General features: G+C 50.0%; 13 protein-coding genes. 4 read left to right on the plus strand and 9 right to left on the minus strand.

Features of this window, described 5'->3' with window-relative positions; all coding sequences use genetic code 11:
* Positions 1-3: 3 nt before the first annotated feature.
* The 7 genes from B5F07_RS14775 to B5F07_RS14805 form a co-directional block, all read right to left on the minus strand.
* On the minus strand, positions 4-2,310 hold the full coding sequence (locus tag B5F07_RS14775; RefSeq protein WP_087162055.1) for a glycoside hydrolase family 38 C-terminal domain-containing protein: 2,307 nt from the start codon (positions 2,308-2,310) through the stop codon (positions 4-6).
* Positions 2,311-2,337: 27 nt separating this feature from the next.
* Entirely contained in the window at positions 2,338-4,542 is a 2,205-nt protein-coding gene (locus tag B5F07_RS14780) for a family 43 glycosylhydrolase (protein ID WP_087162056.1), read from the minus strand.
* A gap of 80 nt (positions 4,543-4,622) precedes the next feature.
* Positions 4,623-5,642, minus strand: coding sequence for a uroporphyrinogen decarboxylase family protein (locus B5F07_RS14785; protein ID WP_087162057.1), 1,020 nt, complete (start codon positions 5,640-5,642; stop codon positions 4,623-4,625).
* Between the two features lie 11 nt (positions 5,643-5,653).
* Positions 5,654-6,682: a uroporphyrinogen decarboxylase family protein gene (locus B5F07_RS14790; protein WP_162613145.1), complete on the minus strand. Its 1,029-nt coding sequence runs from the start codon at positions 6,680-6,682 to the stop codon at positions 5,654-5,656.
* Between the two features lie 46 nt (positions 6,683-6,728).
* Entirely contained in the window at positions 6,729-8,660 is a 1,932-nt protein-coding gene (locus B5F07_RS23410; RefSeq protein ID WP_087162059.1) for a type I phosphomannose isomerase catalytic subunit, read from the minus strand.
* A gap of 19 nt (positions 8,661-8,679) precedes the next feature.
* Complete coding sequence (locus tag B5F07_RS14800; RefSeq protein WP_242972542.1) at positions 8,680-9,660, minus strand: HAD family hydrolase; 981 nt, start codon at positions 9,658-9,660, stop codon at positions 8,680-8,682.
* Positions 9,661-9,771: 111 nt separating this feature from the next.
* Entirely contained in the window at positions 9,772-12,588 is a 2,817-nt protein-coding gene (locus tag B5F07_RS14805) for an alpha-mannosidase (protein ID WP_087162060.1), read from the minus strand.
* Between the two features lie 506 nt (positions 12,589-13,094).
* Between B5F07_RS14805 and B5F07_RS14810 the strand changes: the two genes are divergently transcribed.
* The 4 genes from B5F07_RS14810 to B5F07_RS14825 all read left to right on the plus strand — a co-directional run bounded on the left by B5F07_RS14810 (position 13,095) and on the right by B5F07_RS14825 (position 17,372).
* Complete coding sequence (locus B5F07_RS14810) at positions 13,095-14,729, plus strand: ABC transporter ATP-binding protein (RefSeq protein WP_087162061.1); 1,635 nt, start codon at positions 13,095-13,097, stop codon at positions 14,727-14,729.
* An 18-nt stretch (positions 14,730-14,747) separates the two neighbouring features.
* Entirely contained in the window at positions 14,748-16,598 is a 1,851-nt protein-coding gene (locus B5F07_RS14815) for an ABC transporter ATP-binding protein (protein ID WP_087162062.1), read from the plus strand.
* A gap of 253 nt (positions 16,599-16,851) precedes the next feature.
* Positions 16,852-17,052, plus strand: coding sequence for a helix-turn-helix transcriptional regulator (locus tag B5F07_RS14820; RefSeq protein ID WP_087162063.1), 201 nt, complete (start codon positions 16,852-16,854; stop codon positions 17,050-17,052).
* Between the two features lie 5 nt (positions 17,053-17,057).
* Positions 17,058-17,372 carry a hypothetical protein gene (locus B5F07_RS14825; protein WP_087162064.1) on the plus strand — a complete coding sequence of 105 codons (315 nt, stop codon included), beginning with the start codon at positions 17,058-17,060 and terminating at the stop codon, positions 17,370-17,372.
* A gap of 234 nt (positions 17,373-17,606) precedes the next feature.
* On the opposite strand, the gene B5F07_RS14830 is transcribed toward B5F07_RS14825, so the two are convergent.
* The gene (locus B5F07_RS14830) at positions 17,607-19,190 is read right to left on the minus strand and encodes a GxxExxY protein (protein ID WP_087162065.1); all 1,584 of its coding nucleotides are present in this window, start codon (positions 19,188-19,190) and stop codon (positions 17,607-17,609) included.
* A gap of 195 nt (positions 19,191-19,385) precedes the next feature.
* A complete protein-coding gene (locus B5F07_RS14835) occupies positions 19,386-25,007 on the minus strand; it encodes a carbohydrate-binding protein (protein WP_140398033.1) in 5,622 nt (1,873 codons plus the stop codon).
* Positions 25,008-25,176 lie beyond the last annotated feature (169 nt).

Here is a 25,176-nt window from a genome sequence, read left to right on the forward strand (position 1 = left end):
GAGTCAGGATTGTCTCAGTACCAGCGGTTCTACATCCGCATGCTCCAGCATCTCCTCCGCGCTCTCCCCGGCTCCGCCGATGGTGATCACATAGCGGTTTTCCAGGAATCCCGCACAGTCGATACGGAAATTAGTCTCCCATTTATTGTTCAGGATCCAGCTGTATACCGGTCCCCTCGGGTCCACGGTGGTCGAGTACTTCCAAAGTTTCAGAGCTCCGATTGTAAACATCGGGGTATCCAGGGAATTGACTGTCACTGTCTCCTGCGCTCCCCGGCTCACCATACCGCGGTCCACTGCGTAGTAGTCCTGGCATGTCTCCGGCAGGCTGACTCCTGCTTTGAACATCACTCCCGCTTTATCCAGATACCATTCCCCGTCTTTTGCCTCAACCGGGAACAGTACATACATTCCTTCCGGATCGAGCTCCAGGTCTTTCGCCATATTGACCGTCACATCGATCCTCGGCAGATCATTGTAGAACACATATTCCGTAAAACATTTCTTTGTGGATCTGATCTCATATTCAGCCCGGATCTTTGTGGACACGTCGCCGGAGGAAATCACTTCGATCCCAAGCGGTTTTCCATAGAACACTTTGTCCTGCGGGATTTTTCTTGCACTGTATCCGAATCCCGCGGCGTCCGAACGGTTGGCATTCTCAAACACCTGGTAGACCGGCTGTCCCAGATAACCGGCGCTCTCGCAGATCAGCTCGTTTCCTGTGGCCTTATTTATAATAGAAAGAATCCTGCCGTCATCCCATTTCACTTCATAGAATTTATTGCTGAAAGAATGGATGTTCCGGTCATTTTTCGTCTCCTCTGTACCGTCAAAACGGATCGCCAGTTTCTTTCTCTCCTTCGCTTTCAGGTCAACCGTCACTGTCACAAGCTTTCCGCGCAGGCTGTCCACTCTCTGGACCGGATATTTCCTGCCGTCCTCATCAACGACCGTATATCCGCCGTTTGCGAACATCCCCTCCTCCCAGAAATCCGTGTGCAGACCGACCACAGCCTTCACATCTGTGTCATGGGGATTGACTACCACATATTCCATAGGTCTGACGGAGATAAATTCACCTTCCCCGAGCACTCTGGAGAGCTTATCCAGGGCAGTCGAAGCCAGAATATCCGCGTCCACCGCCAGTTTCGCTTTTCTCAGGTCCAGCTGCTGAACCAGAAGTTTATAGGGATCCGGACAGGAGGAGGAATGTCCCCATGTATGCTCTGCATAGAGGATCAGCTTGTTGGTAATCTCGTCCATCTCCGCTTTTGTCACGATTCCGCCCTGATCAGTCTTTCTGATCAGCTTCTGGGTTCTCTGGGCATTGCGGAAGATCTTTGTCTCCGCCGGCGTCGCCAGACATCCGTCTGTCCACCAGTCGGGCCAGTCTCCCTCGTAAGTCTCTATGTTCGGAACATTCTCTTTCAGATGACGGAAGAATTCATCCAGAGTTCCGGTAACGATCTCGATCTCATCCCCGTACTTCTCATTCCACTCATCCAGAAGCGCGCAGTGCCGGTCATCCACAGGATTGTTGTCCGTATATACCGCGCCTCCCATGATCGGCAGGAAATCATATTCATATCCGTCTTTCTTAAGCGCGTTCACCAGATCGAAGATCCTCCGGGACGCATAGCTGTCGCATCCGGTCACTTCTACAAATCCCGCGTCGTCCGGGAGCATGCCCGGGATTCCCGGATCTCCGCCGGGCGCATATCCGGGGATCAGTCCGAGGATATTACCCTTGTGATAGGTCAGTCCGTTCCATACCAACAGTTTGTCTCCCTTTGGAGTTTTCCAGTAGAAGGGAACCAGCGGTCTGCCAAACGGCGCCCCGCCGTGATGCGGATTGATGCAGGATACAATATTTTCTACCCCCGCGTCGGCAAGGATCTGGGAATATCCCCATCCCAGGCCGTTTACATCAGAGAGCATCAGCGTTTTCGGCGTCTCGATGTTGTTCGCCCTTGCAAAATCCATGCTGTATTCCACACTGGCTTTCAGGTTATCGTAGTTCAGGATCTCTGCAAAATGCAGGTATCCCGCCGTGATCTCGAATTTTCCCGTTCTCACGGCGTCCAGTAACTTCAGACGGCCGCCTTCCCCGTATCTCTTCAGATACTGCTCCACTGCCCAGAAACCTTCCGCAGTAAATTTGAAGGGCTGATCTGTCTTGATGGGATTTAAGATACAGTCCACAGCCTGACGCATGAAGTCAGCCTGATAAATCTGCATTTTTTCCTGTCTCTCGGTATAACCGATATCAATATGTGAATGATATATGAGAAAAATTTTAAATGCCATCGCTGAAATTCTCCTTGTTTTATTGATTCATTTTTCCTCAGGTATAACTGTCACTGCATCAAACATTATCCCTCCATCTGCTTCTCCCGTTTTCTCCAATTCGATCACATTGACCTCTCCCGGCATCAGCTCTGCTTCCGCCGTAATCTCTCCTCCGTCCGCAAGGTTTCCGCTTCCGGTTCCGGGGAATATCAGATCCGCTTCCTGCTCTTTTCCGTTGACGCGCAGACGGTATGAACTGTTCTTCTCTCCGGCAAGGGCGTAGTGGAAGATCAGCGTAACCTTTCTCCTCCCTGTTTCATCCGCACCGGCTTCTCCGCCGTCAATGCCGTCCACAATACATCCCTGTCCCGGCACACCCAGATATTTCACTGTTCTTCCCGTAAATGCCTGAGGATCGCACTCTCTCTGGGGCAGACCGTCCCAACATCCGTTTCCTCTCGGAAATACCTGTCCGTTTGCCGCCGGATATGTAACTGCTTTCTCTTTCTTCCGGATCAGTACCAACCGGTCGATACCGAGATAAGTAGTCTGGAACGCCCGGCAATCCAGGCGGATACGGTTCAGCCCCGGTTTTAATGTCACCGGAAGAGACAATTTCTCGATCTTCTTCTCTGTATCTGCAAATATCACTGCTCCCTGCTCTGCTCCGTTTACGGACAGCCACAGCTCCGTGTCCCCGTCGGCGCCATGATACCAGATCTCCAGTGTTCCATCGCCGCCGCTGCCGCCGTCCATCACAGCTTCAATGAAGGTATCTCTCAGGTTCAGATTTTTCAGGACATTGTACCAGCTCGCCTCCGCGCAGGGCTCCAGAACCGCTCCCCGTCCGGCCTCGCACAGTGCGGGCTGCGCCACGCTGCGATCCGTTTCAGATTCAAAGGAAAAGGAACTCAAACGCAGGATCCCCTGCCTGTCTTTTCCCGTCTCTGTTTCTTCCAGATTTTTTCCCTCTGCCCCAGTTACGTTGCTGTCACCACTGCACTCTTTCTTCTGTTCCACAGTAATACACAGATTCAGCTTTCCCTCCTGATTATTCAGGGCACATCTGACTTCCATATATTTCTCCCGGCTGTCATCGTCGGATTTTCCAACGGGATCACTGTCCGCTTCCGTGCCGGATTCATCCTTTTCTTCTCTGCCTGGGATCTCGCATTTTCCGATGATCTTCCCGTTTTTATTCCCTTCCCGCACGCAAATCGTAACAGGACTTTCCGCCTCTGCCATAGCTTGGAAACAGATTACCGCATTCTCCTCCATGCTGCTGATATTCGGAAATTCCAGATAATCTCCCTCCCGCAGCGACACGGCAAAGCTTCCGTCCGTCTCTTCTTTTTTGCAGTCACGCGGAGCCGCAAAATACCAGGAAGCATCGATCTTCTTCCAGGAAGCATCATACTGTCCGGAACCGTATTCCATAATTTTCTGGTCCACCACAATCTCGCCGTTATCCCGGTAATGGCAGGGTGCAATAAATGAAGCCCGATAGAACTGGTTTGGGTTATCCATTCCGCCGGATGCAAAATACGTCTGTCCCCGGAAAGTGAAATAACTGCCGTGATCCACGTTGCATCCGGTATTTCCGATATAATCATAAGGTCCGTACACATTGTCCGACACCGCAACGGAAGACGAATGGGTCAGATAGTATCTTCCGTTATATTTGTGGATGGACGCCTTGTCCTCGGGACAGATATTTCCCCGGTATTCTACTTTCCGCAAGGGTTCCGCCAGGTGGATCATGTCATCGGAAAGTTTTCCCATCATGTAGGCACAGCAGGGTTCGCACCGGCAGTCACCCACGATGATATAGGCGCTCCCGTCATCATCCTGAAATACGCAGGGATCCCACTTCGGGATTCCCGCCGGCTCATCCCGGAAGTCAACGAGAGGCCCTCCCAGAGCATCTTCAAAGGGGCCTGCCGGGTGATCGCTCACTCCGACGCCCACGCCCCAGGCTCCCGTAGAAAAATACCAGTAGTATTTTCCATCTCTATACGCCGCGTCCACAGCCCAGCACTGATCCAGTTTTCCGCAGTAGAACTCTTCGGGCAGGATCGTCCGTTCCAGTTTCCAGTTCACCAGATCTACGGACGACCAGATCTGCCAGTCCAGCATGCGGAATCCGCCTGCCCCAAACGAACTGTCATGGGTCGCATAGAGGTATACTTTATCTTCAAATACATGCACATGGGGATCACACACCCCCTGTCTCCATATAATGGGATTCATAGCTTCGCCTCTGCCTCCTGTCCTTTATTCTTTCTTTTACTTATATTCAGTCCGTACACTTTCAGCGAATTTTCTGCTGCTCAAGGCAGTTCATCTACAGATGCTTCGTAAAGTGCATTGATACTGTCAAGCTTCCAGTCCGGTGTGGATCCGTTTCCCATAGTCAGCATGAACCTGCCGTCCGGGCGCTCAAAGGTTCTTCTCAGATAATGAACTTCTTCCCGCACATCTTCCGGTGTACCGAAAGGAATCGTCCGCTGTACGTCGAATCCCGCCAGAATACAGATGCCGCTTCCATATTTCTCCGCGATCACTTTCTCATCCATCGTATATTTCTGGATGGGATGGATCACGTCCAGGCCAATCTCAATAAAATCCGGAAGGAACAGCTCGATGTTTCCACAGGTATGGAGCCACATATGGATTCCCAGGCTGTGGGCGCAGTCGATCAGTTCTTTGTAATACGGCTTGAAAAACTCCCGGAAAATATCAAGGGAGAAAAACGGTCCCGTCTGTGTCCCGATATCATCGCTGATAAAGAACCCGTCGATCTGCGCTTCATTTACCGCCCGCTCCATGGCCCGCCTGTAGAAATCCGTCAGATGCCGGAACAGCCTGTGTATCTCGTCGGGATACAGATAGAAATCTGTCAGCGCATTCTCCATCCCGCGGATAGACCAGAGCCGCTCAAACAGCCAGTACCAGGAGCGTCCCAGGCGGTATCTTCCGTCCGGAGCAGGATTATTTCCGATCAGCCCTCTGTACTCGGGAGAGGGGAAATTTGCGTAAAATTCTTTCTCCTCTTCCTCCCAGTCCCCGATCACACACCGGGCATCAATTCCCACATCACTCTGTTCCTCCATCTTCCTCGGCGCCCACATATACTGCGGATCATCCTCCGGCGCGTCAAATGCCACGGGAAGATTAATATCCACGATCTGGATATCCCTGGGATACTTCTCAAGCCACTGTGCTCTCGCCTCCTGATCCCCGTCAAAAATATTGTCATAAATCCACATATCATAGAGGACCGGCACACGCGAAGCACGTCCTCTACCCTCAATTACCTGCTTTACCTCTTCTCTCGTCAGATTTTCCATTTCTGCTCTCCTTATTTCTCCGCTTCTTCCATCATTGCCAGGACATTCTCCGTGGGAATGATATCCACAATCGTGTTGCAGGTAGACAGGATAAATCCGCCGCCCGGGCTTGCGATATCAATCGTCCTCCGCACGTCTGCCTTCACTTCCTCGGGCGTACCGAAACAGAGGATGTGGTCCAGATCAATATTTCCCCAGAGGCAGAGTGTGTCGCCGTACTTCGCCTTGATTTCGGCAATATCCATCCCTGCCGAAGGCTGCAGCGACTGCAGTCCGTCGAATCCGCACTCCACGATATTGTCCATCACGGAATTTAAGTTTCCGTCACTGTGAAGAAATACCGGCACATCTTTATACGCCTTGATTTCTTTTATCATCTGTTTATAGAACGGGTAAGCCAGTTCATCCATGATATAGGGCGGTAGGAACACGCCTGTATTAAACGCCATATCGTCCGTGATCAGAATGGCGTCTGCCCCTTTGTCGATGAACAGCTTCGCCTTCTTGATCTCAAAGGCGATCACCTTCTCGCTGATCGTATGCATTTCTTCCGTATTTGTCAGGCAGTAGACCATGTAGTCCTCCATGGGAAACATTTCATTTAACATGGAAATCGGTCCGCCTACCTGGGCAAAAATGAAAAGATCCGTCTCTTTTGCATAGCGCTCGATCAGGTCCCCTTTTACCTTGCTGATATCCGGCTCCTCGTACTGATCCGCATCCTCAATGTCGAGGGCAGGCTTCAGGATATGCTTGGTCTCTCCGCCCACCACAAATGTCTGACCGTACACGCTCTGCACGATCTTCTTACCGTCCTCTGTCTGTCCGATCTCCCACTCCGGCCAGTCGCCCGCATTGACCAGATCCATGTTCAGAAGCTTTCTGACCGCTACATCCCGCTCAAAATGCTGGTGATCCAGGGGATAATCCTTTCCAAGCAGCGCATTCGACACTTTCGGCTGAATATAGACCTCTCCTTTCGGCACCCGGTCTGTCTCCTGATGCCGGATCGCCGCCATCACTCTTTCTTTCCTCGTCATACTGTCACCTTCCCTTTCCACTCCTGTTACTTCGCAGCACATATCCTCAAAGCAGGTTTGCCGCTCCGATCATGCCCGCATCATTTTTCAATTCCGTAGTCATCACCCTGGGAACCTCTGCAATCTTTCCGGCAAAGCAGTATTTTCCGATGCTCCGGTTCAGACGATCTGTCAGCGCCGTTCCCTGATTAGACACACCGCCGCCCAGGAGAACCGCCTCCGGACGGAATATATTTACAATGTTCACGATTCCCGTTGTCAGGCGCTTCATATAGCTATCTACCACAGCCTGGGCAGCCCCGTCGCCTCCCGCTGCAGCAGTAAACACGGTCTCCGCAGTCACTTTTTCTTTTTCACCTCCGCAAAGTCTCCAAAGGGAGGATTTCTCATCCCTATCCATGGCACGTTTCGTATCGCGCACCAGGGCGGTTGCAGATACATAAGCCTCCAGGCATCCTTTCCTGCCGCATGTACACTGTTCGCCGTCCTCGCAGATTACCATATGCCCCAGCTCGCTGCCACCGGTCAGTGTCCCGTCAAAGATCCTGCCGTCCATGACGATACCGCCGCCGACTCCCGTTCCCAGAGTGAGCATCACCAGATTCTTATACTTTCTTCCGGCTCCGGCTTTTGCCTCTCCCAGTGCCGCGCAGTCCGCATCGTTGGCGATCTGTATCGGGACATCCATGTAGTTTCTCAGTTCTGCGGCAAATGGTATATTTTTCCATTTGATATTATTGGAATACAGGACAACGCCGTGTTTCCGGTCGATCGTCCCGGGCACACCCGCACCGATTCCGATACATTCCGACAGATCGTGATCCGATTTCTCGAATAGCGCGCGCACTGTGACGGCGATATCCCGGATCACTTCCTGGTATGGGCGCTCTGCTCTGGTAGGAATCTGCCGGAAAGCGAGAAGCTCATTTGCCTCGCTGACCAGGCTGATCTTGACGAACGTACCGCCAAGGTCAATGCCGACCCGGATGTTTTCCTTCTTTCCCGCCGTCGTAACCAGCGCCTCACATGTTCCTTCTATCACATAATCCCCGCTGCCTGCGCTTAGGAAAATGCTGTCGCCTTTGCGGAAAGAGACTGCTTCCCCGCCGCAGCGGACCTGCCCCTCTCCGTCCAGGACAAGGATGCTCACAAAGGAATCCGCCGTCGCCCGCCCCTGTTTCACGCCGGACTTTTCCGCCGTTTCTTCCTGTCCTGCACCGGCACCATCTTCTGTCCCCACGCGGATTCTGTCCACGGTGAAGTAATCACAGCGGGCGATATGGGGAGCGCACGGCTCTTGAAGTGCTGCCGGACCGCGCCGGGTCACATCCAGCGCCTTGCCGATATGCAGCTCCCTTGTCTTTCCGCTTTTGTCCTTTCTTCCGTAGTCGTACACTCTATAGGTTACATTGGAGTTCTGCTGGATCTCGGCGATCAGGATATTTTTCCCTATGGCGTGAATCGTTCCCGCCTCGATAAAAAACACATCGCCCTTTTTTACAGGAACCGCATTTAACACTTCCGTCAGCGTGTTGTTCCGGATCCGCTCCTCGAACTCCTCCCGGCTGACTTCCCGGGAGAATCCATAGTAAAGAAACGCTCCCTCCTCACAATCCACCACATACCACATCTCTGTTTTCCCGTACTGCCCTTCATTTTTCAGGGCGTACTCATTATCCGGATGAACCTGTATGGACAGGTTGTCTTTGGCATCGATCAGTTTAATCAGGATCGGAAAATCTTTGAACTTCTCACATTTCTTTCCCAGCACGGATCTTCCCTGTTCCTGTATGTACTCTGCCAGGGTTTTCCCGGCATATGCTCCGTTTGTTATGACGGACGGTCCGTCCGGGTGGCAGGAGAGCTCCCATGTCTCCGCCAGGACGTCCCCGTCATATTCTTTGTTGTATTCTTCTTTCAGTCTGTGCCCGCCCCAGATATAGTCCTTGCAGGCAGGCTTCAGTTTCAGCAGCGCCATTTTTCTATCCCTCCGAAATTTATTTCCCCAGGATCAGCGGCAGTGCGTCGCAGAGATTGTCATACTGTTTCAGGCAGAGAGAATCCATACCGCCTGCGTGAATGTTTCCGCCCCGGATTCCAACGGCGTGGAATCCTGCCAGACGGATCGCCATCACGCCCGCAGAGGAATCCTCGAATCCCAGCACTCTTCCCTTCTCCTCTTCCGTGATCCCCAGACCCACTCTCGCAGTCTCGGAATACAGCCACGGATGGGGCTTCGGCGCCAGCTCGCCGATGGTTCCGGTCTGTCCCTTTTTGAACGTTGTTCCCGCTGTGATGATGGCGTCGTAGAAATCAAGGGGATCACCCATTTTCAGGGTCTGGAAGGCGGAAATGATCTCCGGCATGGCTTTCGTATAGAGTCCGGATGTGACCAGACCGATGCGGATGCCGTTTCCTTTCACCTCCTCCAGAAATTCCCGCAGTCCCGGCGACGGAGTAAATGCCCCTGCCTTTCCTCTGCCTTCCAGGATCTCTTTCATCTCATATTCCGTGGTTTCAAAATAAATCTGACGCGCCTCCTCAACCGTCTTCTCCGGGCAGTACTTGTCAATACAGTACTGCAGGTGTTCCGACACCGAATGTCCGGATACATAGGGTTCATCTGCGCTCTCCAGAGTAAAGCCCATATCCTTTTTCAGCTTTGCCACTGTCTGCTCGATGATCCAGATCCAGAACGACTCGCTGCGCACGCTGGTTCCGTCCAGATCCATGAGGATCGCGGTGGCAGGTCCTTCATAATGAGCTTCCGGCACTTTGTAGATAGCCGGATACCCAAGCGCTGATTTCACATAACAGAGAGTTTTATCCCTGTATACGATAAACTCTTCCTTTCTGTCCAGGGGAGTCAGGATCGCCCGGACTCCCTCCTCTCCGCTCACAAAACTTCCATCGGAAGTCTGTGCGAGCTCCATCATATCCTCCAGTTTCCCGATTCCCGGGCATATCATGTCACTCATTTTTGGTGTACTCCTTTATACTCTATATTTGTGTATCCATATACTTGCATTTAATGTATTTTTATACTCGAAATCGAGGTACGGCTTATTTCATCGGTTTATTTCACCGGTCTATCTCATCGTGAACTTCACCGTACAGATCTTATTGGACGGAATCGTCAGCGCCACACTGCCGCCCTCTGTCTTCAATTCTTCCTTCACATCTTCTTTCAGATCGAGAAGTTCTGCCTTCTGAATGCCTCTGCACCACTGCACTGTCACTTCTTCCGTACTCTGTCCCGGGTTGAACAGTCTCATCACGACCGCGTCCCCTTCCTCCGCCTTTTTCAGACAGGACACCTGCGCGTTTCCTTTCACCTCATAGAAAGAGTAAGATGTCGGAAGATCGCCCTTCCCGCTGTTCGGCACATTCGTCTGAATCGGCTTGAGCGGGATATTAAACGCTTCCGCCCTGCGCGCCAGGTCATTTTCCGTAACATCCGCATTAACAGGACAGATTGCGTAGTGGTATTCCAGTTTTCTCTGGAGCTGTCCGCCGTCCTGATCCGGGAAATATCCCTCGCTCCTGAACTCGGTGCAGATGATATTTTTCACCGCACGGAAGAGTGTCAGAGACAGGGTCTTTTCCGTATCTGTGCGCAGTTCGTACTCGCCCAGACAGTCTGTGATAACGGCCAATCCGCGGTCGCCGTCATTGAGGGAAACAAAATTCTGCATGGGCTGCGTGGTCAGCTCGTTGAAATATTTTCCTTCCCCGTCGATCAGCGGCAGGGCGTTTCTGTGGTCCACTGTGAAATGTCCCTGTGCATTTGCGATCTCTGTCTGCACGCCGGTCTCCATAAGCACGCTCACGCGGTGGTCACGGCAGTTGTTGTTGATCACGGTCTTCACCTCCACCTGGCCGCTGCCCTTGCGGAGCGTGTAATATGTAGTAATGGGAAGCTCCTTCACTGTCTGGCTTCTCTCACTCTTTCCGGCGATGTAGCTCTCCGGACGGTATGCGTACTCCGGGATCTCCATCTTCAAATCCACACCGATGGTCGCAGAGAGATCTCCGTTCTCCAACAGGTAAATGGACGCCTGCACACCTTTGCTTGTATAGGTGCGGTTGTTGTACGGCGGGTAGTACATCCAGTAATCTCCCACGTCCCCGGTGCTCTCATAGTAGTTCAGCGGCCCATATGTATTGTCCGTCCGCTTGTCTGTGATAGTGATGCTTCCGTCCGCATTTACCTTTACTTTCAGGAATTCATTTTCCAGACGGTCCGTAGCCTTTGCGATCTCTTTCCCGTCCGTCTTTCTCGTCTTTGCCCAGAACTTCGTCTTCCGGTCAAAGTTCACCAGGTCGGTCAGCCGGTAGACTTCATAGCCGCCCGCCGGGATCTCTCCTGTATCGAAGAACACGGTGTGGCGGTCCGAATAATAGGGGAACGGCCTGGACTGCAGATGCACCACCGGAGAAATGTGCTCGGTCCGGCTCTTAAACTGCAGTTCTCTTGCATTTCCTTTGGCATCCTCAATGCCGAACTCCCAGATATTTCTGTCCTGCGGTGTATCAAGGACGACTTCCAGGACTTCCCGCCTCGGTTTTGCCGTGGGGTTGAATACCACGAAGATCATATCGTCCCTGTCATAGCCGGAGAGATCGATCCGGCGCACTATATTTTCCAGTCCGCGCATGTATACCGTGTATGCCAGCTCCTCCGCCTGTGACAGCCGGTAAACCACATCATTTGCCGTCTTGTCCTGGGTCACGCCGTTGATAGAGTCGTGGGGCTGCGAAAGCAGCATGTAGTCCAGTGCCCTGTCGAGGAAATGCTTCTCATACTCTCCTCCCAGAATCATGTTCACCGTGGAAACCGGCTCCGCCATGCCGAACAGTTTATTCTGGACTGCTTTGTTCAGTGTCTTGATGTACGGTCTTGTCATGAGCGCATTTCCGGAGAGGGAGGTGGTCGGGCCATCCCGCATCTCGCCGTGGATCTCATTTAACTCGTCAAAATTCAGCTTCTCCTTCATAACGCCTGTATACTCTTCCAGAGAAGAACTCTTAAACTCAATGTCCTCTGTCTGGGCGTTCATCTCCGCCAGAAGTTCCATCAGATGGGGCTGGGCTGTGGTGGAATCGCTTCCGTCCATCATGGCGCGGTCATCTGTAAGCCAGGATGCATCCATACCCTTCCAGGCGCGTTTCACAGCTTCTTTGATGTACTCTTTATGAATCCGCTCCGTGCTCTCCAGGCGGAAATAATCCTGAACCGCACCGTCACGGTCTGCCTGGTGGAACACCTGGCCATCCTTTCCGTAGTGGAACTCATACTCAGAGGATTTGTATTCTTTTCCGGTCATGACTTTCAGGTAGCCGTTCATGAAGAAATTCGCCCGTGCGTCTTCGCCCAGACGTGTGGCAAGAACCTCCGTCCCATCCGCGCCGATCCACCTGAACTCACTGTGGGGGGCTCGCGTCTTGTCTACATTTTTGGATACGATCACCGTGTCGATATCAAATCCCTTATAGATCTGGGGAAGCTGGGAGGGCTGTCCCCAGCCGAAAGATTCATACCCGATCTGCAGATAACCGCCCAGCTTCTCTGCCTCCTTCTTTCCCCTGATCAGGTTGCGGACCATGGACTCTCCCGAGATCGGATACAGATCCGGAAGGGTATACCAGGGACCGATGACGATCCGCTTCTCCCGGATCAGCCGCCTGACTGTCTCCGCTTTCTCCGGCGCCACCTCAAGGTAGTCGAGGATTCCGACCACCTGGCCGTCAAACATGAATGTCTTATAATCCGGGTTCTTCTCCAGAGTGTCGATCAGCTCGTCAACCATGTCCCGCAGATACATGCGGTTCTCCCAGATCGGATATCTCCACTCCCTGTCCCAGTGTGTATGAGGCACAACATAGCCTGTTGATTTCTTTCCCATTTCACCAATTCCTCCTGTGTTTCTTTATTTATTGGTTTTTTTATTATTGTTGCGGTTCACACCTGTACCCGCTTCATGGCTGTACTGCCCCATATTGTCACGAAGACCCGTAGTGGAGCGCCGGTCCTTAGGCTGCGTTCTTTGCAGCCTTAGTACCGCTGCGCTTCACTCCCGAGCGAAAGCGTGGCCGCCGGGGCAATATGGGGCAGTACAGCCGGATGACCGGCAGTGGTGTGAACAGTAACGCTGAATTACTTCGCCCCCATTTTCCGGCACGCGCGCAGGTTCTTCAACAAACAAATTTAAAGATTACTCACATTTTCAACACTTGGGACTCCTATTTTTAACACCCTCTCCGATTCCCTTTTTTCGGGCGTGAAATTGCCGTTTTTCAGGCTTCTCACATTTCGTTGCACACTGTTAAAAATCTTTGTTGAAGCAGGGAGAGGCACGTGATTATACTTTATGAATGAAGAAATTCATCTGAAAACGAGAGGAAAAGTTTTATGGAGGAAACAACTGTAAAAGAAACAAAGAAGAGTACTTTTTCCGACTCCGTCAGAAGCGTCTGGCAGATCATACGTCCGCACAGGAAAATGTTTTTCCTGTCTGTCGCCGCGTCCACAGTTCTGGTCTTCGTCCAGTTGGGGCAGGCCAGGCTTACCCAGGCGCTGATCGACCACATATCCGCAGGAAGGATAAGGACATTTGCCGTCACAGCAGCCGGATTTTTCGCGCTGATCGGCTCCGCTGCGCTGCTCCATTATCTCCGGCAGCTCACGGCAGGAAAGATGTCCGCCGGTGCTGTGCGGGACTTAAAATGCAGTGTGAGTGAATCTCTGTTAAATGCAGACTACCGGGAAATCAGCCTGGAGAGCTCCGGCAACGCCATGTCCACCGTCAACCAGGACATTTCAGCAGTCGGGCAGTTTCTCTCCCGGGGGTTCTCCAATGTATTTTCACAGCTTGCTCTTGCTTTGGGGACATTTATCTATATCCTCTGCATGGAGCCGAAACTGGGGCTGATCTCCTTTGTCTACCTGCCGTTCGGCGTCTGGCTTACTTTCTGTGTAAACCGCAAAATGGCGGGATATTATACGGAAATGGCAGAAGAATCGGGGAAATCCCTTTCCGTCGTGGAACAGGTCCTCACCCAGATCCCCGTGATCAAATCTTTCCTGATGGAAAAGCATGCACGTGCCCGGATCTATAAGAGTTACGGCCATGTTTTCCAGCAGCAGAAAAAGACAGCCGCCTGGGGCATCCTCCTGACTTTTCTGGTGACGACAACGCTTCAGATTCCGCGGCTCACTTATTTCGCCGTGGGCGGATTTATGGTCATCGGCGGCGCGCTTTCCATCGGAACATTTGTCTCCCTGTTTGACCTGCTCGCCTATATCACCCAGCCGGTCACCAGTCTTCCCTGGCTGCTCCAGGGTCTGAATCAGGTCATAGCGTCCGTCCGGCGTATCCGAAGGCTGCAGGAGCTTCCATCTGAGGAGAAGCCGGAGGAGGTCGGAAGGTGTATGTTCGAGGGAGCGCCCGCTCCCTGCATCGACATTCAGGGGATCTCCTTCGCTTACCGGGAGGGGCGCAGATTGTTCCGGAACTTTTCCTTTTTCCAGGATGAGCCGGGTATCACAGTGATATGTGGACCTTCCGGTTCCGGGAAAACGACTCTGCTCGATCTGATCTCAGGACTCTACCGCCCGGAGTGTGGACATATCTCAGTAAACGGAGAAATTTCAGCAGTGCTCCAGGACACCTTTCTCTTCTCCGGAAGCCTTCTGGAAAATGTCCGTCTGGCGAAACCGGACGCCTCGGATGAGGAAGTAACAGATGCCCTGAAAAAAGCAGGTGCCTACGATTTTGCCAGAACACTCCCCGAGGGACTTCATACAAATCTTGGCGACGGCGGTCAGTCCCTCTCCGGAGGGCAGCGCCAGCGGATCGGACTGGCACGCACAATCCTCCAGGACAGTCCCATCTGGCTGTTAGACGAACCTACGTCCGCGCTCGATCCAGAGACGGAGCAGATCATCCTGGATGTCATCGAACAAGAGAGAACAAAGAAGATCATCATTATCTCTGCCCACCGCCAGTCGCTGATCGCTCTGGCGGACCGGAAAGTAATGCTGTAAGAAGGAGGGGTTCGCGTTATGAAGAAATATAATATTCCCGCTCTGATCCGTGCCATACGTCTCATGGGCAGACGCAAATATGTTTTTCTGGGGGCCGTGTTCTTTTTCTGCGGAATGGAAGTGTTCGGCGCAGTCTTAAGCACCACCGGGCTGCAGCGCATCGTCAACGGTACCGGAAACGGAGACACAGCGCTCTTCCTCTCCGGACTCTTCCGTACCATCTTCGGGATTGTCCTGTGGGAGATCTATGCACCGCTCTGCCAGTACCTGAGAGAACTGTCCGCAGCCGGCACTATGCGCGATGTCAAGACCGGTCTGTGCGAACATATCCTGAAACTGCCCGCCGGATACCACGACCAGACCGCCAGCGGAGAAGTCCTCTCCTCGCTGACCAACGACTGTGCCTGCCTGGAAAGAATCTATACAAATACTTTCTGCGAGGTATGCCGTTACGCCATTGACGGCATAGGCGGAGTGGTCATCATGGCTGTCATTGACTGGCGGTTCGCCATCGTCGTATTCTCCCTGGGACTGATCAGCGTCCGTATCTCTTCTTACTTTTCTTCCCGCCTGGAAGAAAACGGAACGCAGGAACAGAAGCAGCTGGCAAAGACAAGCGCCGGCGCATATGAACTGATCCAGGCAGCAAAGACAATTCGTCTCTTCCGCCTGCAGAAAAAGAAGCAGCTGGAAATGGAAGAATCTGCCAGATCAGAGGCGGAAATTAAAGTAAAAGGTGCCGGCATCTCTGCAGCAATGAACTCCGCAATCACAGCAGTCAACTCCGGAGTTTACGTGGCAATCCTTCTTGTGGGTGCGCTTTTCGTCCGTTTCGAACTCTCCGACTGGGGCACTGTGATCGCGCTTATGTCACTGAAAGGTATCGCTGACATGCTTTTCGTTTACTGTCTGGAGTATCTGGCTGACATGCAGAAAGATCTTGCCGGAGCAAAACGACTGTTTGCCATTTTCGACAGAGAGGAAGAAGAAGTATCAGACTGTTTTAAAATTGAGGAAATGGACTGTTGCGAAACTATGAGAAATGGCTGTTGCGAAACTATGGGAAATGCCTGTTGCGAAACTATGGGAAATGCCTGTTGCGAAACCGGGGACTCGGAGGTTCCCATATTTCTCCGCAATGTATCGTTTTCCTATGAAGAAGGGAAACCGGTCCTCAGTAATTTCTCCATGGAGATCCGGGACCGGAGCCTGACCGTTCTGGCAGGGGAAAGCGGCAGCGGTAAGAGTACCGTCATGAAGATTCTCCTCGCCTTCTATGCGCCCTCGGCAGGGGAAGTGATTTTCCGCAGGAAAATGAAGCATAGGAAGGAGCAGAGCGGTATGCCGGATTGCTCCCGGGAACAGGTCGGACAGCGGTTCGGAGATCTCGCCGGTGAGACCGGAGCCCATGGGGCGCAGACCGCCCCGCACACCGAACCGCCCGTAACTCTGGAGCAGCTCCGGCAGATGACCGCCTACGTTCCCCAGGACGCCATGCTCTCCGGCGGGAACGTGCGGGAGAATATTGCCGGCGGGAATCCATCTCTTCCCGATGAAGCCGTCCGGAAGGCTGCCGGACTCGCCGGTGCAGATGAATTTATCCGATCCATGCCGGATGGCTACGACTCCCTTCTCGCCGACAGTGGAAAGAACCTCTCCGGCGGACAGCGCCAGCGCATCGCCATTGCCCGTGCTCTGGCAAAGGATGCCCCTGTCCTGCTTCTCGATGAAGTAACCTCCGCCCTGGATCCTGAAACGGCGGAACAGATCACGGAAACAATCCGCAAAATCAGCAGGGAAAAAGCCGTGCTGTGGATTTCCCACGATGATAAGGCGGAGAAGATCGCGGATTATGTGTATCGATTGTGATATGTGTACCGGCCGTAATATATGTACCAACTGTGATATGTGTACCAACTGTAAAAATAATACATCAAATGCATAATATTCTATAAATTTTTGCACGGGTCTGACAGAAAATCCTGTTCAGTCCCGTAATTTTTATATTTTATAGCTTGACAAAAAGTAACGAATATGTTACATTTTGTAATGTAATCGCCTGATTACTTTTTGACAGGTGAACGTGACATGATAAATAACAAGCCGGAAAGGAGGAGTGACATTGATATGGAACAGAATTAAAGTCCTGCGCGCCGAGAGGGACTGGACGCAGGCAGATCTGGCAGAGCGGGTGGGAATATCGCGGCAGGCGGTTATTTCCATAGAAAAATACAAATATACCCCGTCACTGGAACTGGCATTTAAGATCGCAGAAGCATTTGGAGTTTCTATTAACGAAGTTTTTGAACACAGAGAGGAGTAAATCACATGAACGAACAGACAGTTTTATTAATCCTGCTTATCCTGGCATTAGGCATAACCCTTTGGCTTTACATTCTCAAAGCCGTAAAACAGGTGAAATACAAAGGAGATGAACGCTGGGAAATGATCCAGCTCCACGCTATGACCACCGCAGACAAGACAAACGCCGTCCTTGTCCTGCTGCTTGTCCTGGCCCCGATATTTATAGACGGAGAGACCCTCTTTACACTGAACCGTATCTGCACGCTTGGCGCGGTGTATATCGGAATACGCAACCTGTTTGAGCTGATCGGGATATATTATCACGATCATACTCTTTAGGGACGTAGTAAAATTCAGTTTTGCTACGTCCCGAATTAACCTCCGCCCTGTCCCTTTTTGCAGACAGCCCTGTCCCCTTTTGAAAAATGCACAAATCACCCAGGTAATTAATGGCAACTTTATTATTCGTTTTAGTGAATGTGCACATAGGGGACACAGTAAATCTCAAAAAGGGACGGGGCGGTATAGCAGTTGGGGACGTAGTAAAATTGAATTTTACTACGTCCCCGATCATCAGACGACCACTTCAAGAATCGTTTTCCCCTGATATTCCAGTTCCCGGATTCCCGTCTTCTTATTTTTATTAAAGTTAAAGCTCAGCAGATATCCTCTGTCCTGTTTATAGAAATCCAGATATTCGAAAATCTGCGCCTCTCCCCTGGCGTTATACTCTTCTCCCCGCCAGATCTTTAACTCAATGATAAACTGCTTTCCCCTGTAATCGATCACAACATCTGTCCGCTTATTATCCCTGGTTCGCGCCTCAATATAATAATTGCCAACACCATTGATGATCGGCTTCAAATATAACAGGAACAGCTTTCTTCCGTTTCCCTCGATAAATTTCTGGTCGTTTTCGGAATATATTTCTTCATAATGCTCATAAAACTTCTTCATCACAAGATCCATCTGAAGCATTCCCGATACAATAAACTGATTGCGGTCCGCCGCGGCTTCTACATAAAGCTCACTGTCCACTGCCATCTCCGAAAGGAAAAGGTCGTACATCTGTATCTCAAAAATTCTGTTTGCAACAGCAACCGTTCCCTCCTTTTCCGTTAAGAATCCAAATGTAACCCCCAGGTCGATTACAGGTGTTTCCCGCTTAAACGGATAGCTGATACCTGCAAAAAGAATATTTTGCAGCATTTCTCTGAGCTTCGGATAGTCCAGCAATTTCTTTGTCATATCATCGAACAGTGTATTTGGTTCCTTTAGAAGCAGCTTGACCGCTGACAGAAAACCTTCCTTCGTCCATGCGGCAGATTTATCCAAAATTCCCTGCTCAGCCCCGATTCTCTCATCCATCAGTTGGCACAGCTTGGACACAAGAAACGGGTATCCCGAAGTATAATCATACAGGAGCTGACTCATCGTCGCCAGATCCATCCCTGTATGATAGTCTGCCTCATATTCTTCCAGCATCGACTCTATATCTTCCGCCGTGAAGCTCATATCAATCACAAAATCCGCCGCCACATTCCAGGGGCTGTTATATTTTGTTTCCTCTTCCGGATGGAGTTTTATTTTCAGTGTTTTAACATCATACACTCCGGCAAGAATCACCGATTGAAATGTCTCATCCTTACCCTGCTGCCACCGCAGATATTTTTCCCGAAGCAGCCCCAGAAATGACAGGAAGATCTGGTTGTCCGAACTTTTGTCCACTTCATCGATCATCAGGACAACTTTTTTCCTGCTCTTTCTGCATAATGAACTGATCTTCATGCCGAGTGAACGCATTGGGAATTTTTCTGAAAGCGGAGTGAACCATTCTTCCACAAGTTTCTCTTCTGTATTCTGTCTGCGCAGACATTCCCCGATATCCATAACCAGGCCTTCCGCAAGACTGGACAACGACTGAAAATATTCATCTGCAGCTTCAAAACTGAGACTCAAGACAAGATATTCTCCTGCAAGTTTCTTCTCCAACAGATATAATGTCGTTGTCTTCCCGTACTGTCTTGCGCGGTTGATCGTAAAATACTGTCCTTTTTCAATATATTCCCGGATGATCCTGTCGATTCTTCCGCTGATATCTACCATGTAATTTTTCTCCGGAATACATGTCCCGGCAGTACAGAATCTTTTTTGCATAGCAGAATACTCCTTCCTTCTTCCGCGTTAATCAATATATCGGTGAATCACTATCCTGTACCCTGTATTGTATCACAAAACCACGCATTCCAGATAAACGCATTAAAAATTTTTCAAAAACCAGGAGAACCTGCTGTTCGTCTCCCGCCATATCAGCTTACACTTTCAGCATAGTCTCCTGGTTTTCCAGTATAATTATCTTCTGAACTTCATTCTTCTTATTACAAATACTGCACCTGCTGCCACTACTGCCAGCACCATTACCCCCGCCGTGGCACCAATTGGAGACACATCTCCTGTCTGCACGGTATGCTGACCGTTCTGGTTATCCGGTGTCTTCTGACTATTCTGATCCTGAGTAGTCGAATTGCCGTCATTGGTTCCCGGTTTATTCACATCATCTGAACTGCCCGTATCCCCCGGCTTGCTCGGATCGCCCGGGTCACTCGGATTGCCCGGCTCACTCGGATCGCTCGGGTCGCTCGGATCGCTTGGATCGCTCGGGTCGCTCGGATCGCTCGGGTCACTCGGGTCGCTCGGGTCACTTGGATCGCTCGGGTCGCTTGGATCACTCGGATCGCCCGGGTCGCTTGGATCACTCGGATCGCTCGGGTCACTCGGGTCGCCTGGCTCACTCGGGTCGCCTGGCTCACTCGGATCCTTTTCTTCAATCAGTACCAGTGCGTTGCGGGCTGCCACCAGTTCAGTCTCTGCCTGATCCACTACCGCCTGATCGTCCACAGACAGAGTCTCATCTGCGAGCACTGCATTTGCCTGTGTCAAAGCTACATTAAATACTGCCACAGATTCCTCCGTATATTTGGTCAAATCCAGGTCTTTCAGGCTGTCAACAAGTTTCTGCAGATTAGCTTTATCCGCTTTATAACGCTGTGCCAGGATCGCATCCAACAGTGCATCCGCCGCCGGAGTGATATCTTCCTCCAGAGCGTCTCCGTCTGCCGCAACTGCTTTTGCCTCTTCAAGAGCCGCAGTCAGGAGATCCCATTTTTCCGTCACATAACGGTCAGCTTCCGCTGTCATTGCTTCTGCCGTCTCGATCAGAAGATTCAGATTCGTCTTGTCTCCCTGATAGATACCCAGTCCCCAGATACCTTCCAGAAGATTATTCCACGCTGTATTGACTTCTTCCTGTGTGGCCGTCTCATCCTCAAGAACTGCCTGCGCCTCTGCGAGAACTTTCTCAAAGTAAGCCTTCGCGCTGTCCACAACACCGTCTGTGTTCAGAGTGAGAGCATAATCGTAAGTTTTCTGAAGAAGCGTCCTATCTGTCTCGACATCTGTCTTTCTTTCATAAGGTACATAAAGTCTGATCCACTGAAAGTGCAGGGCATCACTCTGAGTTATTATCAAGTTATGTTTTCCCTGTGGGCTGTCTGTAACCTGCTGCTCCTTCTGAAGATAGTCTGACCAACTGCCACTGCTCAATGCAATAGATGAAAATGCAGATTCTTCTTTGCTGTCCGCATGCAGTTCCATAATATTCTCACTATTCGGATAGCTGAATTCTACTGCATATTTTTCAATGCCGTTTCCAAAGTCCACATCATTATACTGAACATAAGAATCCGTGTTCCAAAATACAATTCCACTGGTTCCATCCTGTTCAATTCTGCCGTACTTTTCATCTGCATCCAGACCTGTCAGCTCTACGATCTTTCCATCGTATACAAGCACTTCTTTTTCATTCCATACAGTCTCGTCTGTCCTGGATACTGCTTTTAATTTAATCTTTGTCTCTCTTACGGCCGGGATACCCACCGTAAGTATGCCCGATTCTTCATCCAGTTCAATGTTGTTATCCGGCGTTTCCAGAGACCAGATTACGTCTTCTGTTTCCACTGCTTCTCCCAGATCATCCAGGAGCTGTGCAGAAAATTCATAATTGCATGTTTCCTGCTCCGGCGCTGTGACGATATCCTGTCCGCCAATCTCTAATCCTTCAATATCAGTACCTGCATCCGCCTGTGAAAACTTCAGACCTACCAGGTTAAGCGCTCCCGGGCTTGCAACCGCATACAGATCATGCACTCCATTCACAATGTCCGGATCTGTCTTTAACCAGGACTGTTCCTGTATACCCCATGCTCCTGTTGTCTTACAGTCTATAACTCCGATTAATGTGCCGTTTATGCCGTCCAGTCTCAGTTCGAGATCTCCAACTCTTTCCAGATTTCCGGTCTCATATGTCGCAGTTACTCTTTTGGCTCCGTCTTTAAAGTCGATATTTTCAAACACTATATACGAACCGTCAGGATCCAGGCCTGCTTTTCCGCTCTGTTTATTCGCCCCGTTCTGATACCGGTCGGCCTCGTCACCGGTTATCCACTCATACGGAGTTTTTGTCTCAACCTGGGAGCTGTCTGTATAGAGTTCAAAATAGTCCAGATTCCATTTTCCGTTAGGTACATTCAGACGGACTGTATGTGTTCCGGTCTCCTCAATGACAATCGTATCTCTAACGTTGATCCAGTTTTTCCATCCTCCTGTGCCAGGCAGCGTTGTTGTTCTGAGAAGCTCTCCGTCAAGAATAAACTCCACAATGCCTTCGCTGTCATTTACAGAAACATAGTATGTCAGATGATATGTTCCCGGTTCTTTGACCGTTATCGTATATTCCATCCAGTCGCCATCATCGATATAACCAACGTGGTCTCCATCTTCAATCTGAACATCCTGCTGTGCTGTAAAGTCTTCTGCCTCTACCCTGCCCGGGATTACCTGTCCTCCAAAGCTGTATTCCATCCAGTTCAGTTTCCAGTCACCGCTTTGTGCTGTGATTCTTATGGTCTGTTCGCCTTTTGGAAGAGTTACTGCTTCAGTTAATGTTTTCCACTCCCCGTCAGTAGAATCCAGACAAATGACTGTTATGTTCTCTCCTCCGGATGACAGCTCAAATTCTGCTTTGCTTCCTGCCGGAATATTTACACGGAAATCCACATTATATACTCCTGATTTCCACACATCCGAGCTATATTCAAACCAGTCGCCCGGATCAATTGCTGTGAGATTATCCCCACCGCCTTCGTCAGAACATGCCTCCTTTTCAATTCCTTCCATACTCTTGTAATTTTCTGCTTCTACTTTACCGGGAATACTTTCTTTTCCGACATAAACACTAATTTCTTTTTCCAGTTTCTTTCCGTTTACCGCTGTAGTGACCGTTATCGTTGTATTTCCTTTTCCTTCTGCTTTCACATAACCGTTCTCATCAACACTGGCTACAGACTCATCCTCTGACTCATATGTAAGGTCAGCGCAGTCAATATAATGTCCGTTTTCTGTTTTAATCTGCGTGTTAATATAAGCAATCTCATCTTTTCCCGCTGTTAAATTAATATCGTCGGCAATCAGTTCGCTGCCCTCATCCCCAACATATAAGGTGTATGTATCCGACAGTTCCCCATTTTTTGCAGTTATTACGGCCTTGCCGGCCTTTTTTGCCGTAACTGTGCCGTCTGTATCTACCGACGCCACAGACTCATCGGAACTGCTGAAAACAGTGCCTTCCACATCTGTCAGTGCATATCCGCTTTCCGTACGGATTACAGCCTCTCCTGCAAGCTTCTCTCCGACCTCTGCCACAGAAGCCACCCCCGGCTTATTCTCAAAGGAAAGGAATAATTCTTTGGGCTGATCTTCCTGATCACTGTAACGGAAATCCTTTAATAAACCAATTGTGCTTATATCGATGGAACTGATTCCCATTGCCCTGGCAGGAGAATCTGCTGACAGCCTGTAATCCCGGTCTGCCGGATCTATAAACTCAGGATCCTGTTCTACACTGTTCTGGTCATATGAGTTGATATTTTTATCAAAGTTTTTCCATTCCTCCAGACTCAGTATATTTCCCATAATATCTAACTTTCCGGTTCCTACTGAGTTGAAGTAAACATTCTCATCCATTTTCCGCAGTGCTTCCATAGCAGGAGTTCCTGTGGAGTTTGCATTGTCATTGACCTTTAGATACAGCCGGTCCCCGGAACCGCTCTCCGACCAGGTTCCGTTTCCTGCAAGGGATCCTCCTGTACCATTATAGATAATATTATTTTCAAAGGTCATGTAGCCACATGGCTCGATATAAGGCTCAATATCCGCGCTTCCATTTGTCTGGTATCCCACGTCAAACACATTATTTTTTACATAACTGGAAATTCCTTTGATCATGGTGCCCGCATTTACTGTAACCGCGCTTTCATCATATACAATGTTGTTTGTAACCATCAGATAATGAGAGCCGTCATCCGCAAATATACTGTGTCCGCGCCATCCCGTCGACGGCTGTCCGCGGTATGCGTTGTAAATAATATTGTGGTCGATCCAGTTGTCACGTCCGATTCCCCAGCTTTCTACTCCTCCGCCGTCTCCTGAATAACTGCCGGTATTATAAATGACATTATATCCAATATAATTTTTTGTTGTCTGGTTATATTTCCAGTGTTCCTCAAACGGAACATCCTCGACTCCATTGGCTTCAAACACTCCGTATCTGATGCCTTTCATGGATATACCATATCGCGGAGTTCCTGAGATATTATTATATGTGATTGTATTTTCCCCGCTGTTCATCAGATAAACACCTGATCCATGGCTGACAAAATGGCCCACATTCTGGATTCTGTTATTCGAAACCGTATTATTTTTATTGATATAATTTAAACTCCCAGGATTTTCACCTATCATGAAAATTCCCGCGTATCCGGTATCTTCTATATCATTTCCATAAATAAGGTTATTCTGGCTGTAATGGTTTAATACTACTGCCATATACCCGCCGTTTTTCAGGATACAATTGCTGACTGTAATATTTTCTGTATTGTTTAGATCTACAATACCTTTTAAATTGCACTCATATTCCTCTGTCTTATCGCCATATCTTCCAGAATGTGCCAACAGATTTTCACCAAAAGCTGTCATTTCCAGGTCTAATCCGTCGATAACAATATTCTCTACCGGATTTTCCTGCGTTCCGTTCAGGTAAAATATTCTGTCCGCAGTCGGGGCAATGATTTCGCTTTCCTCCGGATCCGTACCTTCTAACGGTTTATAGTACAGTGTATTTCCTGACACCGCCCATTCTCCGGATTCATTGATATACTCTTTTGCTCCCTGAAGATACTGAATACTGCCGCTCCATGCTCCGGCCGGATAAGTGGTGCTGACCTGACCGCCGTTCACAGACTCCACTTTCAGGACTTCCCCAAACCAGTTTGTCGGACCTCCATAGACAGCCTGCATATGGCTCTGGTCTTCTACCTCAATGCCACCCCAGTTGCTTTCTCTGGCATTTGTAAGCCTCTTTCCGTCCGCAAACAGCGAATATAATTCCGTTCTCCCGGTAACATCCGCTTCATAGATACCGTCTCCATCCGGATCTGTCCATCCGGTCACTTTTTCTCCGCCTACAATCCGGACTTTCTCGTTATTATAATTTTTGTAAATCACCTTATATTCCGGATCAAAATCATCCCCATCGATCTGAATACCTTCATCGAGATAATAAGTGCCTTCTCTTATATAAATATAGGTATCTCCATCCAGACCTTCCCTGATTGCTTTGCGTACTGCCTCCTGCGCTGCCTGAATGGTTGCATATGGGTTCTCTAACGTTCCGTCTCCTTTTTCATCAGATCCATCCGTGGCCACATAAACTGCTGCAGTATTTTCCTGCAGTGAAGGTGAGCCCTCATCTGCCAGAGCAATACCTGCCGGCGGAACAGCCCACGTCACTGCCAGCAGTCCGCTCATCAGCTTTGCAATCAGCCTTTTTCTTCCTGCTGCCTTTTTTCTTTTCTTCATATCCTCTCTTCTTACCTCCTCCTTGTTTCCCACTGCAGATTATCCTGCTGTCTGCTTTTTATCATAGGGCCTTTCTCGGCTGTAACGATAGAGTAAAATAAGCTCTTTTCTGCAAAATATTCCTTAAAACAGTCTGCAAAATATTCAAATTTCCCTTTTTTACAGTTTT

The sequence above is a fragment of the Lachnoclostridium sp. An169 genome (assembly GCF_002160525.1).
Taxonomy (GTDB): Bacteria; Bacillota; Clostridia; order Lachnospirales; family Lachnospiraceae; genus Mediterraneibacter; species Mediterraneibacter cottocaccae.